Annotated in this window: 17 protein-coding genes; 10 read left to right on the top strand and 7 right to left on the bottom strand. The window is 67.2% G+C overall.

Annotated features, from left to right (window positions below):
• Positions 1-85: 85 nt before the first annotated feature.
• Together GLP40_RS12585 and GLP40_RS12580 are read left to right on the top strand one after the other, a co-directional pair.
• Positions 86-301, top strand: coding sequence for a hypothetical protein (locus GLP40_RS12585; RefSeq protein ID WP_154788040.1), 216 nt, complete (start codon positions 86-88; stop codon positions 299-301).
• Between the two features lie 211 nt (positions 302-512).
• Complete coding sequence (locus tag GLP40_RS12580; RefSeq protein ID WP_328290056.1) at positions 513-1,772, top strand: KasA/KasB family beta-ketoacyl-ACP synthase; 1,260 nt, start codon at positions 513-515, stop codon at positions 1,770-1,772.
• A gap of 611 nt (positions 1,773-2,383) precedes the next feature.
• Here GLP40_RS12580 and GLP40_RS12575 read toward each other — a convergent pair.
• Positions 2,384-3,160, bottom strand: coding sequence for a GntR family transcriptional regulator (locus tag GLP40_RS12575; protein ID WP_154788038.1), 777 nt, complete (start codon positions 3,158-3,160; stop codon positions 2,384-2,386).
• A 191-nt stretch (positions 3,161-3,351) separates the two neighbouring features.
• Between GLP40_RS12575 and GLP40_RS12570 the strand changes: the two genes are divergently transcribed.
• The 5 genes from GLP40_RS12570 (at position 3,352) to GLP40_RS12550 (ending at position 7,574) form a co-directional block, all read left to right on the top strand.
• Positions 3,352-3,924, top strand: coding sequence for an RNA polymerase sigma factor (locus GLP40_RS12570; protein ID WP_154788037.1), 573 nt, complete (start codon positions 3,352-3,354; stop codon positions 3,922-3,924).
• Entirely contained in the window at positions 3,921-4,616 is a 696-nt protein-coding gene (locus GLP40_RS12565; protein WP_328290055.1) for a Rieske (2Fe-2S) protein, read from the top strand. The genes GLP40_RS12570 and GLP40_RS12565 overlap by 4 nt, the downstream gene beginning before the upstream one ends.
• A gap of 114 nt (positions 4,617-4,730) precedes the next feature.
• Positions 4,731-5,225 carry a cupredoxin domain-containing protein gene (locus GLP40_RS12560; protein ID WP_154788036.1) on the top strand — a complete coding sequence of 165 codons (495 nt, stop codon included), beginning with the start codon at positions 4,731-4,733 and terminating at the stop codon, positions 5,223-5,225.
• 68 nt (positions 5,226-5,293) lie between these two features.
• Entirely contained in the window at positions 5,294-6,196 is a 903-nt protein-coding gene (locus GLP40_RS12555; RefSeq protein WP_196054650.1) for a metallophosphoesterase family protein, read from the top strand.
• Between the two features lie 160 nt (positions 6,197-6,356).
• On the top strand, positions 6,357-7,574 hold the full coding sequence (locus GLP40_RS12550; protein WP_154788034.1) for a L,D-transpeptidase: 1,218 nt from the start codon (positions 6,357-6,359) through the stop codon (positions 7,572-7,574).
• Positions 7,575-7,597: 23 nt separating this feature from the next.
• On the opposite strand, the gene GLP40_RS12545 is transcribed toward GLP40_RS12550, so the two are convergent.
• The gene (locus GLP40_RS12545) at positions 7,598-7,990 is read right to left on the bottom strand and encodes a hypothetical protein (protein WP_154788033.1); all 393 of its coding nucleotides are present in this window, start codon (positions 7,988-7,990) and stop codon (positions 7,598-7,600) included.
• Between the two features lie 72 nt (positions 7,991-8,062).
• Here GLP40_RS12545 and GLP40_RS12540 point away from each other — a divergent pair, with 72 nt between their 5' ends.
• Complete coding sequence (locus tag GLP40_RS12540; RefSeq protein ID WP_154788032.1) at positions 8,063-8,914, top strand: alpha/beta fold hydrolase; 852 nt, start codon at positions 8,063-8,065, stop codon at positions 8,912-8,914.
• A 41-nt stretch (positions 8,915-8,955) separates the two neighbouring features.
• On the opposite strand, the gene GLP40_RS12535 is transcribed toward GLP40_RS12540, so the two are convergent.
• Positions 8,956-9,402, bottom strand: coding sequence for a hypothetical protein (locus GLP40_RS12535; protein WP_154788031.1), 447 nt, complete (start codon positions 9,400-9,402; stop codon positions 8,956-8,958).
• 66 nt (positions 9,403-9,468) lie between these two features.
• On the bottom strand, positions 9,469-9,753 hold the full coding sequence (locus tag GLP40_RS12530; RefSeq protein ID WP_154788030.1) for a hypothetical protein: 285 nt from the start codon (positions 9,751-9,753) through the stop codon (positions 9,469-9,471).
• Positions 9,754-10,032: 279 nt separating this feature from the next.
• On the opposite strand from GLP40_RS12530, the gene GLP40_RS12525 reads away from it, so the two are divergent.
• Positions 10,033-11,046 (top strand): NADP-dependent oxidoreductase, encoded by a 1,014-nt coding sequence (locus GLP40_RS12525; RefSeq protein ID WP_154788029.1) that lies wholly within the window; start codon positions 10,033-10,035, stop codon positions 11,044-11,046.
• Here the strand turns inward: GLP40_RS12525 and GLP40_RS12520 are convergent.
• Both GLP40_RS12520 and GLP40_RS12515 read right to left on the bottom strand, forming a co-directional pair.
• Positions 11,030-11,758 (bottom strand): hypothetical protein, encoded by a 729-nt coding sequence (locus GLP40_RS12520; RefSeq protein WP_154788028.1) that lies wholly within the window; start codon positions 11,756-11,758, stop codon positions 11,030-11,032. The genes GLP40_RS12525 and GLP40_RS12520 overlap by 17 nt on opposite strands.
• An 85-nt stretch (positions 11,759-11,843) precedes the next feature.
• A complete protein-coding gene (locus GLP40_RS12515; RefSeq protein WP_230329495.1) occupies positions 11,844-12,473 on the bottom strand; it encodes a hypothetical protein in 630 nt (209 codons plus the stop codon).
• Between the two features lie 176 nt (positions 12,474-12,649).
• Between GLP40_RS12515 and GLP40_RS12510 the strand changes: the two genes are divergently transcribed.
• Positions 12,650-13,072: a DoxX family protein gene (locus GLP40_RS12510; protein WP_230329494.1), complete on the top strand. Its 423-nt coding sequence runs from the start codon at positions 12,650-12,652 to the stop codon at positions 13,070-13,072.
• Between the two features lie 75 nt (positions 13,073-13,147).
• Here the strand turns inward: GLP40_RS12510 and GLP40_RS12505 are convergent, their stop codons facing one another.
• Positions 13,148-14,047: a LysR family transcriptional regulator gene (locus tag GLP40_RS12505; RefSeq protein ID WP_154788027.1), complete on the bottom strand. Its 900-nt coding sequence runs from the start codon at positions 14,045-14,047 to the stop codon at positions 13,148-13,150.
• Positions 14,048-14,119: the final 72 nt, after the last annotated feature.

Here is a 14,119-nt window from a genome sequence, read left to right as displayed (position 1 = left end):
GCACGACATTTCGCACGGGCGACGCGAATCCCTTTCCGCCGACCAAGTCTGAAATGCGCTTCAAATCGACGGCGCCTTCTCCTGGATGCCGCTCATCGACGGCATCCGCTGTCGCGACGACTATCGCCGCGACGGCACCGCGCGCACCTTGGACGGAATGCGGTCGTCCTATATGGAAAAGGTCGTCACAATCGCAGAGGACAAGCGGCTCGCCGCTGGCACGAGAATCTCGATTCCATTCGCCGTCGAATCCGCCGCGAGGACCATCGGTCGCCGAAACACTTCGCCGGCACCACGCTGACCTGGACAATCGCCATCCGGCCGGGGATCGGGACCTCCCTGCCACCGCGCTGGACAGCGCCCTTCGTCCGGTTTTTCTCGCGATCGCGCTCGAGGATCGGCGTCTCGTACCTGAGTGTCGTCCTGTTCTACCGTCAATTTCGGGTTAGCCTCGCAAGCGATCGCGAAATCTCTGCAGGACTTGCCAATTGGTCGAAAAGAAGGATACGAAAGTGAATAGCCTCGCAGACTTCTCCACCCGCAACGGCGGATTCCGCAATGTCGTGGTCACCGCGGTCGAGATGACCACCTCGATCGCGCCCGACACGGAAGGCACCTGGCAGGGACTGCTGTCCGGAGCCAGCGGCATCAAGACTCTCACCGACCCGGACATCACCCGGCTCGATCTCCCGGTCACCATCGGCGGCAAACTCACCGCCGATCCGACCGACGAACTCGATCGAATCAAGAAGCGCCGCATGTGTTACGTGCAGCAGATGTCGTATGTGATGGGAAAACGACTGTGGGCCACCGCGGGCGAACCCGAGGTCGACAAGGACCGGCTGGGTGTGTGCATCGGCACCGGCCTCGGCGGCGCGGACAGCATCGTGGACGCCAATGACGCGATGCGCGATCACGGTTACCGCAAGGTGTCGCCGTTCGCGGTGCCCATGTCCATGCCCAATGGCGTCTCCGGCGTGGTCGGGCTCGAGATCGGGGCGCGCGCCGCCCTGGTCACACCGGTCTCGGCGTGCGCGTCCGGCAACGAGGCGCTGGTGCACGCCTGGCGATCCATCGTGCTGGGCGAGGCCGACATGATCGTGGCCGGCGGCGTCGAGGGCTACATCAATCCCGTTGCCCTCGCTGGATTCTCCATGGCGCGCGCCCTCAGCACCCGCCTCGATGAACCCGAGCGCGCCTCCCGGCCCTTCGACCGCGACCGCGACGGCTTCGTCTTCGGCGAGGCCGCCGCGCTACTGATGGTCGAGTCCGAGGACCATGCGCGGGCCCGCGGCGCCAAGCCGCTCGCCCGACTGCTCGGGGCCGGGCTCACCGCCGACGGCTACCACATGGTCGCCCCGGATCCCGAGGGCCTGGGCTGTGCCCGCGCCATGCGACGTGCCATCGAATCCGCCGGGGTCAGTCCCTCCGAGGTGGACCACGTGAACGCGCATGCCACCGGTACCAGTATCGGAGATCTGGCCGAGGCCAAGGGCATTGCCGCAGCCATCGGCACGCATCCGTCGGTATACGCGCCCAAATCCGCGCTGGGGCACTCGGTGGGCGCGGTAGGCGCGCTGGAGGCCATCATCTCCGTGCTCACCCTGCGCGATCAGGTGATCCCGCCGACGCTGAACCTGGAGAACCAGGACCCCGAGGTGGACCTGGACGTGGTCCACACCAAGCCCCGCCACACCGATGTCGAGTTCGCGATGAACAATTCGTTCGGCTTCGGCGGCCACAATGCCGCGGTGCTGTTCGGCCGCTACTGACCGCCCTCCGGTCCGCGGGCCCCGTCGTCCTCGATCCGGCTCGGCACGCTCCGCGGGGCACGCGGGCCGAGGCGCCTGCGCCGCCCGCCCTACTGCCGTAGCGCATGGAATCCCGGCGGCCTACCGGCGACCCGTGCCTTCCCCCGCATCAGCCGGGCGCTCATGTCGGTGTCGAGCGGACCCGAGGTGGAGCGGGTGGTGCGTTTCGCTATCGACCCCCCGGTTCCTCGGCGCGACCCGGGAAGTGGCCGAGTTTGCGCGCCAATGTCGGGGACCCCAAACATATTGGGAGCCGCCGGAATACGATGACCCACCAGCACCATCCACACCGATGAGGAGACAGCACCATGGCCGATCACCCACCCGCCGAGCCGCCCACCAAGGGCAACCTGGTGATCCTGGCGGTGCTGGCGCTGGCCATCATCAGCGCGCTGGTGGCGGCGGCCATGGCCGCTGCCGGCTGATCAGGCGGTCTCGCCCGCGACGCGATAGCCGGGGACCGCTCCTCGACCAGCCCGAGGACGCGGCCCTCGGCATCCGGGCATCCCGCGGAACCCGAACAGACTCGGACACCTGCCCAATCGGTGGACGGCACAGCACCTCCGCCGAATTCAGGCCGTCGCACTGTGCCGACGCACGTCGGAACCGGCGTCCATGCCGACCAATTCGTCGAATCTGGCCCGCACCTTCTCGTGATACATGGCGAACAGGTCCTCGAACATGGCCAATTGCGCCTGCGACGGACCGGCGGTCGACTCCCACACCGCGAGCAGTGCCCGCCACACCAGCACGTGCCGATCGGCCGAGATCGCGAAGTAGGCCGCCACCGCCTCCGGCACCTCGAACAGCATCTCCCCCACCGAGTTCAGCACCGCGCGCTGCATGGTGCGGCCGAGGTCGGTGAGCACCGCCCGCACCAGACCGACCTCGAGCGCGAGCATGCGGTCGTGATCGGGTTCGGCACTGCGGGCCTCGGTTTCGAGTTCGTCGACCACGGCGGAGAGCACCGCTGGCTCGATACCGCGCTCGGCGGCGGTGTAGTCGAGCAGGGCCTCCAGCACGATGGCGCGCCCGGCGGCCACGATATTGCCGAACATCTCCGAGGCCACCCCGGGCTCGTGCCTGGACAGCCGGAACAGCCGCCGGTACACGTCCACGCCGCCGGCGTGGCGCACATCCCGGACGGTGAATCCGCGACCGCGATGCGCGTCCACGAAGCCGTAGGACTCCAGGCGACCCAGCACCAATTGCGCGGTGGCCCGATTCATATCGAATTCGCCGGCGACCTGGCGGACCGACGGCATCAGATCACCGGGCGGGTACTCGCCCGTCGCGACGCGGCGAGCGAGCTCGTCCGCGACATCGGCGACGACGGTCTGAGCACGCATCCCCTGTCAACCTCTCGACAACTTTCGGAGACGTCCCAGACAGTTTAAACGTCCGTATGCCCACCTGCACGTGCGTGCGCCGTGCGGACCGCCCGAACCGCCGAAACGCTCGCACCGTAACCCCATCCGCTATTTACTGACAGACGTGAACACGCGTCGGTGTATTCGGTGGATGCGGGAAGCGGCGGTTCATGGTGCGACGGGTCGAATCCGAGCGCCGGGCGCATACGGTCACGAGTTCCAGCTCGGGTCGGGAGTTGCGGCTGGTGCCCGGTGACAGCTACGCCAGCTGGGAAGCGGTGTACCGGGACAATGTCACCTGGGTGTACGGGTTGATGTTCGGCAAGGTCGGCAATCGGCCCGACGCCGAGGATCTCACCGCCGAAGTGTTCACGGCAGCACTCAAACCGCTGCGCATCACAGCGAGCGCCCCCGAGGTGCGGGCCTACCTACGCGCCACCGCGCGCACGGTGCTGGCCGCGCACTGGAAGGCGCGCATGGGCCGGGAGATCACCACCATCGAGGGCGATATCCGCGATGACCCGCCCGAAGAGTTCCACGACTCCGGGGCCGAGACCCGAGCGAAGGAAGTGCTGGCCGAACTCCCCGACCGCTACCGGCGCATTCTGGAACTGCGCTTCCTGCAAGGACTCTCGGTCCGGGAGGCGGCGCAGAGCCTCGGTGTGACGGTGGCGAATGCGAAGGTGTTGCAGCATCGGGCGTTGCGGATGGCGTCCCGGCTGAATGAGCGAGGTGTGCGGTGAGCGGGCGGGAAGTGCGGCGGTTCGTCGACGAACTACTGGCCGGCAAGAAGCCCACGGGCTTCCGGCCCGACGAGGCCGAGGCCGAGGAAATGCGCGCGGCCATCGAACTGCGCGCCGCGCGTCTGGGCAGCGACACCCCCAGCGAGGAGTTCCTCGGCAATCTGCAGCGACGCCTCGCGGCCGAGATGGACGACGAGCCGGCCGAATCCCGTCCGGCGAACGGCTACCGCCGCCGGAACCTGCTGATCGGCACCTCCGCCGCCGCGGCCGCCGCGACGGTCGGCGCGGTGGTGGACCGCACCCTGATCGGCCACGGGCAGCAGGGTTCCCCGCCCGCCGCCCGGCAGGCGCCACTGAACCCCAATACCGGTGTGTGGCTGCCGATCGCCCGCTCCTCGGATCTGCCGGAGGGCGCAACGATCGCCTTCGATGTCGGCGCGGTCAACGGATTCGTCCGCCGCGACAAGGGAAGTCCGGTCGCGGTTTCCGGCGTGTGCACGCATCAGGGTTGCAAGCTGTGGCTGGACGCTCCGGCCCGACGGCTGCGCTGCCCCTGCCATTCCACCTCCTTCTCCATCGAGGGCCAGGTGGTCACACATCAACTGCCGGTGGCGCCCGCGCCGCTGCCCACCGTCCAGGTCCGCGAGAACAACGGCACCATCGAGGTTTTCGCGCCGACCGAGCCCGCATAGCTTCCGATAGTTTTCGCGCACAGCGGTTTCCGTCTCGTGTAACCCCTGCCCCTATCCATGGATGACCGGTTCGCGGCAGCGAACGGAACCATCCCGGACGGAGGCCCGGACCCCATGAGACCCACCCGCAGCCGGCGGCGCGTAGCCGTCGCCGCCACCGTCGCCGCGACAACCCTGCTGACGGCGAGCGCATGCAGCTCGAGCGGCGGCGGCAGAGCCACGGACACTGCCGCTCCCGGCTTCACCTTCGCTTCCGGCATCGCAACGCCCGGCATGGTGCCGGACGGCGCGGGTCCGGCCATGCCCGGCATGACCTCGACGGCGGCCACCTCCGCCTCGGCGGCCGCGGCACCGGCCGGACCCGATGCCGTCGCCATCGACAATTTCGCCTTCGGGCCCAGCTCCCTGACCGTCAAGGTCGGCGCCACGGTGACCTGGACCAATCACGACGAGGAACCGCACACCGTGGTCGCCGATGACGGCAGCTTCCGCTCGCCGACGCTGGGCGACAACGCGACCTATACCTTCACCTTCGCCAAGGCGGGCACCTTCGCCTACGTCTGCTCGATTCATCCCTTCATGCACGCGACCGTGGTGGTGACCCGATGATCACCCGCAATCCCGACGATAGGTACGCGGACTTCGAGGACGAGGACGCCGCCCGGGACCCGCAGCGGATGACCCGCCGCCAGCTCATGCGGCACAGCGCCTGGTTCGGCGCGGCGGTGGGCCTGGCGGTGGTGGGCGGCGAGGTGGTCTCGCACGTGGCCGGCACCGCGCTGGCCGCTCCCGCCCGGCCCACCCTGCGATTCGCGCAGGTCAGTGACAGTCACATCGGCTTCACCGGCACCGCCAACACCAGTGTGACCGACACCTTCGCCGAGGCCATCTCACAGGTGAACTCGCTGGGCTACGAGCCCGATTTCGTCATCCACACCGGCGATCTCACCCATCTGGCCACGCCCGAGCAGTTCGATCAGGTCAAGCAGATGATGCGGGGGTTGAAGACTCCGCACGTGTTCACCGTTCCGGGAGAACATGATTCGAGCGATGACGGCGGTTCCCGGTACCGGACGACCTTCGGTGACGGCACCCGCGGGGACGGCTGGTACAGCTTCGATATCGCGGGCGTCCATGTGATCGGACTGGTCAATACGCTCAATCTCGCGGACCTCGGTCATCTCGGGCAGGACCAGTTGGACTTCGTACAGAAGGACGTGGCCGGATTATCCAGTGACACACCGATCATCGTTTTCAGCCACATCCCGCTGTTCGCGATGTACCCCCAATGGGGCTGGGGCACAGACGATGCCGCCCAAGCGCTGAGCTACCTGAAGCGGTTCTCGTCGGTCACCTGCCTCAATGGCCATGTGCACCAGCTGTTCACGAAGACCGAGGGCAATGTGACCTTCTACAGCGGCACCACCACCGCCTACCCGCTACCCAAGCCGGGTGATGGCCCCGCGCCCAAGCCGGTGACGCTGCCCGCGGGCAAGTTACACGACGCCTTGGGTATTCGCGAGGTCACGTATCAGAGGGGTCAACAGCAGCTCGCTATCAAAGAACAAACGCTGAAATGACCACTGCCGAACGGTGTGTCGCACGCTCGTCTCACATCGTTGTCATTTCGACAGCATGACCTGGCGATGGCAGATCGAAAGGGAAGGGTAATCTACTACGCTGAGCAGTAACAAGATGCTGTGCAGCAGTGCGGCGCACGGCGATTACAGGAGGGAAGCTATGCCACCCCGCCGTTTTCGGACGAACGCCGCAGCGAGCGTGTTGGCCGCGCTAATGCTGGTGCTGGCGGCCTGCTCGTCCAATCTTCCGAGCGGGAAGGTCGGTCCGCGCACTCCGGTAGCGCAGACCATCACCGTCGCCCCGGCCCAGGGCACGGACAAGGTGGATCCGTCGGCTCCGGTGAAGGTGAGCACCTCCAGCGGTGTGCTGACCGATGTGTCGCTCACCAATGAGGACGGCAGGGTCATCGACGGCACCTTCACGCCCGACAAGACGGCCTGGAAGCCGAACGATCAGCTGGGCTACGGACGCACGTACACGCTGAAAGCCTCCGGGATGGATGTGACCGGTCCCACCGGTCCGGTCACATCCACCTTCACGACCATCGCCCCCAAGAATCAGACCAAGGTGTATCTGAACACCACCGGCGGGCAGGCGATCGTCGACGGCAACAGCTACGGCGTGGGCATGGTCATCGTCGCGCACTTCGACGAGGACATCCCTGACCGGGCCGCGGCGCAGAAGCGTCTGGTGGTCACCACCGATCCGCCAGTGGACGGCGCGTGGTACTGGATGGACAACCGCAACGCGCACTGGCGGCCCAAGGAGTACTGGAAGACCGGCACCAAGGTGAGCGTGGCGGCCAACCTCTACGGCGTCGAAGTCGGCAACGGCCTGTTCGGCCAGGAGGACTCCAAGGCCAACTTCGTCATCGGCCCGTCGCACGTGTCCATCGCCGACGACAACACCCATCAGGTGCAGGTCTTCGAGAACGGTCAGCTGATCCGCACCATGCCGACCTCGATGGGCCGCGGCGGCAGCGAGACCATCGCGGGCAAGACGTTCACGTTCTGGACCATGCCGGGCACGTATACGGTCATGGACAAGGCCAACCCGGTCATCATGGACTCCTCTTCCTATGGCCTGCCGATCAATTCGCGACTCGGGTACAAGGAGTCCATCAACTGGGCCACCCGCATCAGCACCGATGGCATCTATCTGCACGAGCTGGAGTCCACGGTGTGGGCGCAGGGCAATACCGATACCTCACACGGGTGCCTCAACCTCAATGCCGAGAATGCGCAGTGGTTCTTCAACTTCGCGCAACCCGGAGATGTGGTGGAGGTGCACAACACCGGCGGCGCGCCGCTCGAGGTGTGGCAGAACGGCGACTGGACGCTGAGCTGGGATCAGTGGGTTCAGGGCTCCGCGCTCTGATCGAACACCTCCGAAGGCCACTCTCACCAGCGCAACTGCTGAGCGAGAGGGCCTTCCTCGTTGCGGCTGTGGCGTATCGACGGATGCCGACCTTGCGGCCCAACCGCCGAACGTCCGCGCGCGTCCTCGAGGGTGGGGAATCGGGCGGAGTGACCACCATGTCCCGCGCGAGGCCGTTGTAGCGGATCGTCTCGAGCGTCGTGCGCGTCTTCAGCGATCCCGAAACGCACGGCGAAGGCATCCCATTCACGAACGCGGACCACGGCCGAAGTGTTCTTCGCCCGGTCACGCACCGAGTTGAACGAGACCATCGTGGAGCTATCGCGGAACTTGATCCGCGGTGAGCCTGTTGTGAGATCATGAACGAGCGACGGCATCGGATCGATGAACAGGCCTGTCGCGGTCGAGAGTTTCATGAACACCCGGGTGCAGTACGCCTTGCATGCTCAATGTCTGCAATCGTCGGCCACAACTTCGGGAGGTTTCTCATGAGCGATGGGATCGACCAATTCGCTGAACTGTCTGAGGTCAAGATGTGCTACCGCGACGAGGGTGATCCCGCGGGGCAACCGATGCTGCTGATCATGGGGCTCAACTCGCAGCTGATCCACTGGCCTCAGGAAATCGTCGATGATCTCGGCGCGCGCGGCTACCGCGTCATCCGTCCCGACAACCGCGACAGCGGCCTGACCGAGTGGAAGATCGCTCCGAGCCAGTACTACCTCAGAGCGATCGCGCGCGACTGCGTGGAGCTGCTCGATCACCTCGACATCGAGCGGGCGCACGTCGTCGGCGCGTCGATGGGCGGCATGGTCGCCCAGCTGATCGCGATCGAGCACGCCGCACGGGTGCAGTCGCTGTGCTCGATGATGAGCACCCCGCACGCCGGCATCGGCATGGCCGACGGCGACGTGCTCCAAGAGCTGATGAAACCGCTTCCGCCCGATCGCGACGAAGCGATCGAGCAGATCGTCGCCCTGTACACCCTCATCGGGTCGAAGACCTACGCCGAGAGCGAGCTCGAGCGCCGCTACATGCTCGCGATCCGCGCGTACGACCGCGCGCGCAATCCCGAGGGGGCGGCTCGTCAGGTGACCGCGGCCCTCATCGCCCCCGACCGCACGGCGAAGCTTCATCACTTGCAGACGCCCACGCTGGTTGTCCACGGTGCGGAGGATTCGCTGATCAAGATCGCCGGCGGCGAGGCGACCCACGCGGCGATCCCCGGATCGAACTACCTGCCGCTGGCGGCGATGGGGCACGACATCCCCGCTCCGCTGTTCGGCGAAATCGTCGAGGCCATCGCCGAAAACGCCGCCCGGCGTCCCGCGGTCGTGTAAAGCCCTCACCGCAACCCCACGTCGTCACCGGGTGGCCGATCTCAGCTGCCACCCGGTGACAGCCTCGGTTCACGCGCGCCGGGCGAAGCCGCATGCGGGCCGCGAGCTGTCCGGTGCGCGCGAGATCCCAAGCGCGACACAGAATTCGGCGGCCACGCCCCCATATCCGTGGGTGCGCGGGGTGAGGCAGGGCGTTGGCGGACACCGCGGTCCCGATCACCGCGTCGATCATGATGCCGACAGTGTCCCGCCGGACCGGCAGGACGGCGGTGGGTGACGAACGACGTGGTGGCGGTGGCGAGCAGGATGCACACCTCCACCCGCAGCAGCGGGACCACGCCGCGGAAGTCATTGTCGTAGATGAGCTGCACGGCGAACGGCACGGTGATCCACATGCCCGCCACCGCGGTGGACGCCGCGATCACGCAAGCGGCCAGCGCCCGCATCTCATGCCGCCAGAAGCCGCCCGACTCACCGCAGACCGTCACCGTCCATTCACAATCAACTGCCCAGTCTCCCAACCGGATTCGACAATCTCACCGGTCAGCCGCAGCTCAGCGTCCGGGGTAACGGTCGGCGCGATGCGAGAGACGCTCGGTGAATGTTTCCGTCCAGGCGACCGACTCGGATTCGTCGATGGCCTTGGACGCACGCCTGCCCGGCTTCGGGCGACCCACGCACCCACCCTGCTTCATTCCGCCGGGCCGAGCTTGCAACGCCAGCACCCGCACGCCCCAAGAGACGTACGCCTCCACGCTCATCCCCGCACACTCGGCGGCATCGTTCAACGTGAGCCAGTCGCCCTCGCCCACCGTCACCACAATGTCCCTGCTCGCCATACCGATCAACGGTAGACCCGGCGGACCGCGAAAACCCGCCGAAACGGTTACACCGCAGGGGCGGAAGGGCAACGGGCCGAGATTATTTCCGCCAGCGGCTGGATCGGTGCGCAGCTCAACCGGGCAAGATAGTGGACTTGTGGTGTTTCACACACTGGTTCGAACCGACGCTCGCAGGTCCGAACGCCCGCCCGTAACGACCTGGTGTGTGGACTTGTCCTGACACTGGTCCACAATGTCCAGAATGAAGGGGTCGCCCATCGAAAGGTCGTTCCGACGATGAAGTCCACCCGCATAGTCCTGGCGTCCCGCCCGATCGGCATGCCGGAGCCTGAGAATTTCCGCACCGAGACGGTCGAGTTGGAGTCGCCACAGCCGGGCGAAGCGCTGTTGCAGACGCTGTACCTGTCGCTGGATCCGTACATGCGCGGCCGCATGAGCGACGCGCCCTCCTACGCCCCGCCGGTCCAGATCGACGAGACCATGTGCGGCGCAACCATCTCCCGCGTCCTCGAATCCACCGATCCCGCACTGGGCCCGGGCGATGTCGTGCTCGGCTGGGGCGGCTGGCAGACCCATTCCGTCGAGAAGGTGCGGGCCCTGCGGAAGTTGGACCCGAATGCCGCGCCTCTCACCACGGCACTGGGCGTGCTGGGCATGCCAGGCCTCACCGCGTACAGCGGCCTGCTCACCATCGGGCAGCCGAAGCCGGGTGAGACGGTGGTGGTCGCCGCCGCCACCGGACCGGTCGGCGCGACCGTCGGCCAGATCGCGAAGATCAAGGGCGCGCGGGCCGTCGGCATCGCGGGCGGCCCGGAGAAGGTGGCGCTGCTGCGCGAGCGTTTCGGCTTCGACGCCGCCGTCGACCACCGCGCCCCCGATTTCGCCGAGCAGCTGGCCGCCGCCACCCCGGACGGCATCGACGTCTACTACGAGAATGTCGGCGGCGCTGTCTTCGACGCGATCCTGCCGCGGCTCAACCCGTTCGCCCGGATTCCGGTGTGCGGCTTGATCGCCAATTACAACGACACCGACCTGCCGCCCGGCCCGGACCGGCTGCCGCTGCTCATGTCGAGCATTCTGCGCCGGAGCCTGACCGTGCGCGGCTTCATCGTCTCCGAGTTCGCGGATCAGGCCGGTGAGTTCTATTCGGCGGCGGCGCAGTGGATCGCGCAGGGCAAGCTCGCCTACCTCGAGGACATCGTCGACGGCCTCGACCATGCCGTCGAGGCGTTCCAGGGTCTGCTGACCGGCAAGAATCTGGGCAAGCTGGTCATCAAGGTCTCCGACTGAGCCCGGGCTTGCGGGACTCCCGCGCGAACAGGCGGGAGTTTCGGAAGCCGGTCTCCTCCTTCATGACCGCGATATAGGGCCGCAAGCCGAGTCCGATGTCCACGCACACGCCCAGCAGGACATCCCGCTCCACCGGGTCGAGCGGGTGTTTCACCCAGAGCCGGGTGCCCAGGATCGGGACCGGGAGCGGCTGTCCCGCCTGATCCCACCAGAACGGCTCGTTGTGGAGGTCGTCGACGAACCGGCGCGAGGTCCAGCCGCCTACTTTGCGCACCACATCGAGGCGGCCGACCTGCACCCCCATGCGGTCCAGCAGCACCAGCCGGAACAGCTCCGGAGTGCGGGCCTCCTCGGGATCGGGTACGAAGTGGAAAAGCGTTCCCGCCGTTGATCCCACGGCCGTGGAGGTGTCGGCGCGCTGCACGGTGCCCAGGACGGTCCCGTCCCCGCGGCTGAGTACGGTGGGTGCGGCGTCCTTGGATTCCACCCAGACCACCGAGCCGTCGGCGTAGGTGATGCGGTGCTTGCCGGCGCCGCCGGTCTTGAAGCCGAGCAGGATGGCGGCCTTGGCCCCGAGACTGTTGCCCGCCCCCTGCACCCCGGTCGCCAGCCGATCACCGGGACCCGCACTGAAGGTGATCTTCAGAGCGTTGTTCACCTCGTGCACGACCCGGCCCTCGATCATCGTCGAGGCGGCCTGCGGCGCTGACATCGTTCGATGGTAGGCCCGCGGTATCCGCTCCTGAGGGGTTTCGGAACGCCACGCCGGACGCGACGCGCGCCCGGTGCGTCGTGGACTAGTTGCCGTTGGGGAAGCCGACCTTCGCCAAGGCCGTGGTCCAGTCGCCGGCGATGGCCACCTGGGCGTCGACGAGGGCGACCTTGCCGTTGCAGATCAGGGTGTGCAGCTTGGACTCGACGCCGTCCTTGGGATTGTTCGGCCCCGCGCCGGACTGGTGGCCCGGCGACGGCGGCTCGACCCACAGGTTGCGCGGATCATTGGGGTCGCCGCCCAGCTCCAGCGAGATCAGATGGTCGTACTCGGCGTCGCGGGGGTCGCCGGTGTAGTCATAGGACTTGATATTGGCGGTCTTCTCCGGGCCGGTGATGGATGTGTTCGGCCGAATCGACGCGGTGTACCCCGACCTGCAGATGGTGTCGGCCAGATTCGCCGCCGTCACTTTGGGATTCGTCGCGCCCGGGGTGCAGGTGTGATCGGGCAGCGGCTGCCCATCGGAGGTCTTGCCGTAATGGCAGCTGCCGGGCGCGGGCTGCGCCTGCACCGTATAGGTGCCCTGGGGGCCCGGGCCGACGGGAACCGCGCCTTCCTGCTCCTTGGGCGCGGGCTGGGGAACCGCCTGTGCCGGTGCGTTGGCCGGATGCTTGGCCTCTTCCTTCGAGCAACCGACCGTCAAACTCACGACCATCAGGACTATCGCAAGCCCCTTGTGCGCCTTCATAACTTCCCCTGCTCGAGCCGGACAGCAGCCTAATTGTGCGTTATCCCTTGGCGATCGGCCAATCGCCGTGCCGACACACCGAGCGGAAACGCGGATCTCGGCCACCCGCCGGACAATACATACCGGCCGGTTATGCTGCACCGATGACGGCAGATCTGTCGCACTCCGCAACGGCAATCCAACCGGTCGGCACCAATGGAATTCGGGCCCGCGCGCTGGCCCTGACAGCCCTACTGCTCGGCGCGGGCAGCTTGCATTTCGTCATGCCCAAGTTCTTCGACGCGCTGATCCCACCCCAGCTTCCCGGCGAACCCCGCACCTATACGCACATTTCGGGCGCGGCCGAGCTGACGGCCGGGGCTCTGCTGGCACTGCCGCGAACCCGCGGCCTCGGCGCTCGACTGGCTGCGCTCATCTTCATCGCCGTCTTCCCCGGCAATGTGCAGATGGCCCGGGACTGGCTGCGTAGCAACCGGCCCCTGCCCTTGAAAATCATTGCCCTCCTGCGCCTCCCGCTCCAGATCCCGCTGGTCACCGCCGCCCGCACGGTCTATCGCGGCGTTTGAGGTCCTCTCCTGCGTGAAGGCGGGAGTTTTCCACCAGCATGGGGCGCTCTCGGTAGCGGCCGGAACGACGAACCGCTACCCGAGTGCGGCCGTCACCGCGGCGGGCAGCGGGATCCCCCGGCGCACGACCTCCGCGACGAAGCGACCGACGAGCACATCGCTCGGAGTTCCGATGAGGCACACCACGTCCCGTGCGAGGTCGGGACGCAACCGGCGGACCACCGCCGATCCGCCGCTCAGGGCGGACGTGGGCACCAGCGCCACACCGATGCCCGCCGCGGCCAATCGGGCTGCCGTCACCGCCTGGCGGGTACGCACGGCCGCGGTGAGTGTCACGCCCCGACGGGCGGCCTCGGCATCGAGCCAACCGGCCAGTCCATTGTCGGGGTGGTAGTGCACGAGCGGTTCATCCCGCAACTGCTCGAACCCGATTCGCTTATAGGCGGCGAGCGGATGCTCGAGCGGCAGTACCGCGACGATCTCCTCGACACCGATCACCTCGACACCACCCGTCCAGCGGGTCGGCCGCGGGCCGATGGCCACATCCGCCGCCCCCGATTCGACCAGCCGGGCCAGCTCGTCGGCGCTGGCGGCCTCGGTGAGGCCCAAGCCCACCAAGGGATTCCGCCGCAGCCAGGTCCGCAGCACCGGGGCGAGCAGACCGGCGGTCATGCTCTCCGCACAGGCCACGCTCAGATGCCCGCCCGCGCCACGGGCGGTGGCCCGGCCCGTGGTCACCACACGCTGCGCCGCCGCCAGCGCGGTGCGAGCATCCACGGCCACGGCCCGGCCGACGACGGTTGCCCGCACGCCGCGCGGCAGACGTTCCAGCACCGGTGCGCCGATCTCCTTCTCCAGCGCGGCCAGTTGATGCGACAACGCGGGCTGTGACATATGCAATGCCGCCGCCGCTTCGGTGATCGATCCGGCGTCGAGCACGGCGACCAGGCATTCCAGGGCTCGTAGGGTAGGCATTCGGGAATTCTATGGAATAAATCCAAAATGTTCAGATCGCGACGGGATGATCGGTGCGTCTCCGCGCGCTCA

It is taken from the genome of Nocardia aurantiaca (genome assembly GCF_009708175.1).
Taxonomy (GTDB): domain Bacteria; phylum Actinomycetota; class Actinomycetes; order Mycobacteriales; family Mycobacteriaceae; genus Nocardia; species Nocardia aurantiaca.
The sequence above is the reverse complement of the archived record's forward strand: the minus strand, read 5'-3'. Positions and strand labels throughout refer to the sequence as shown.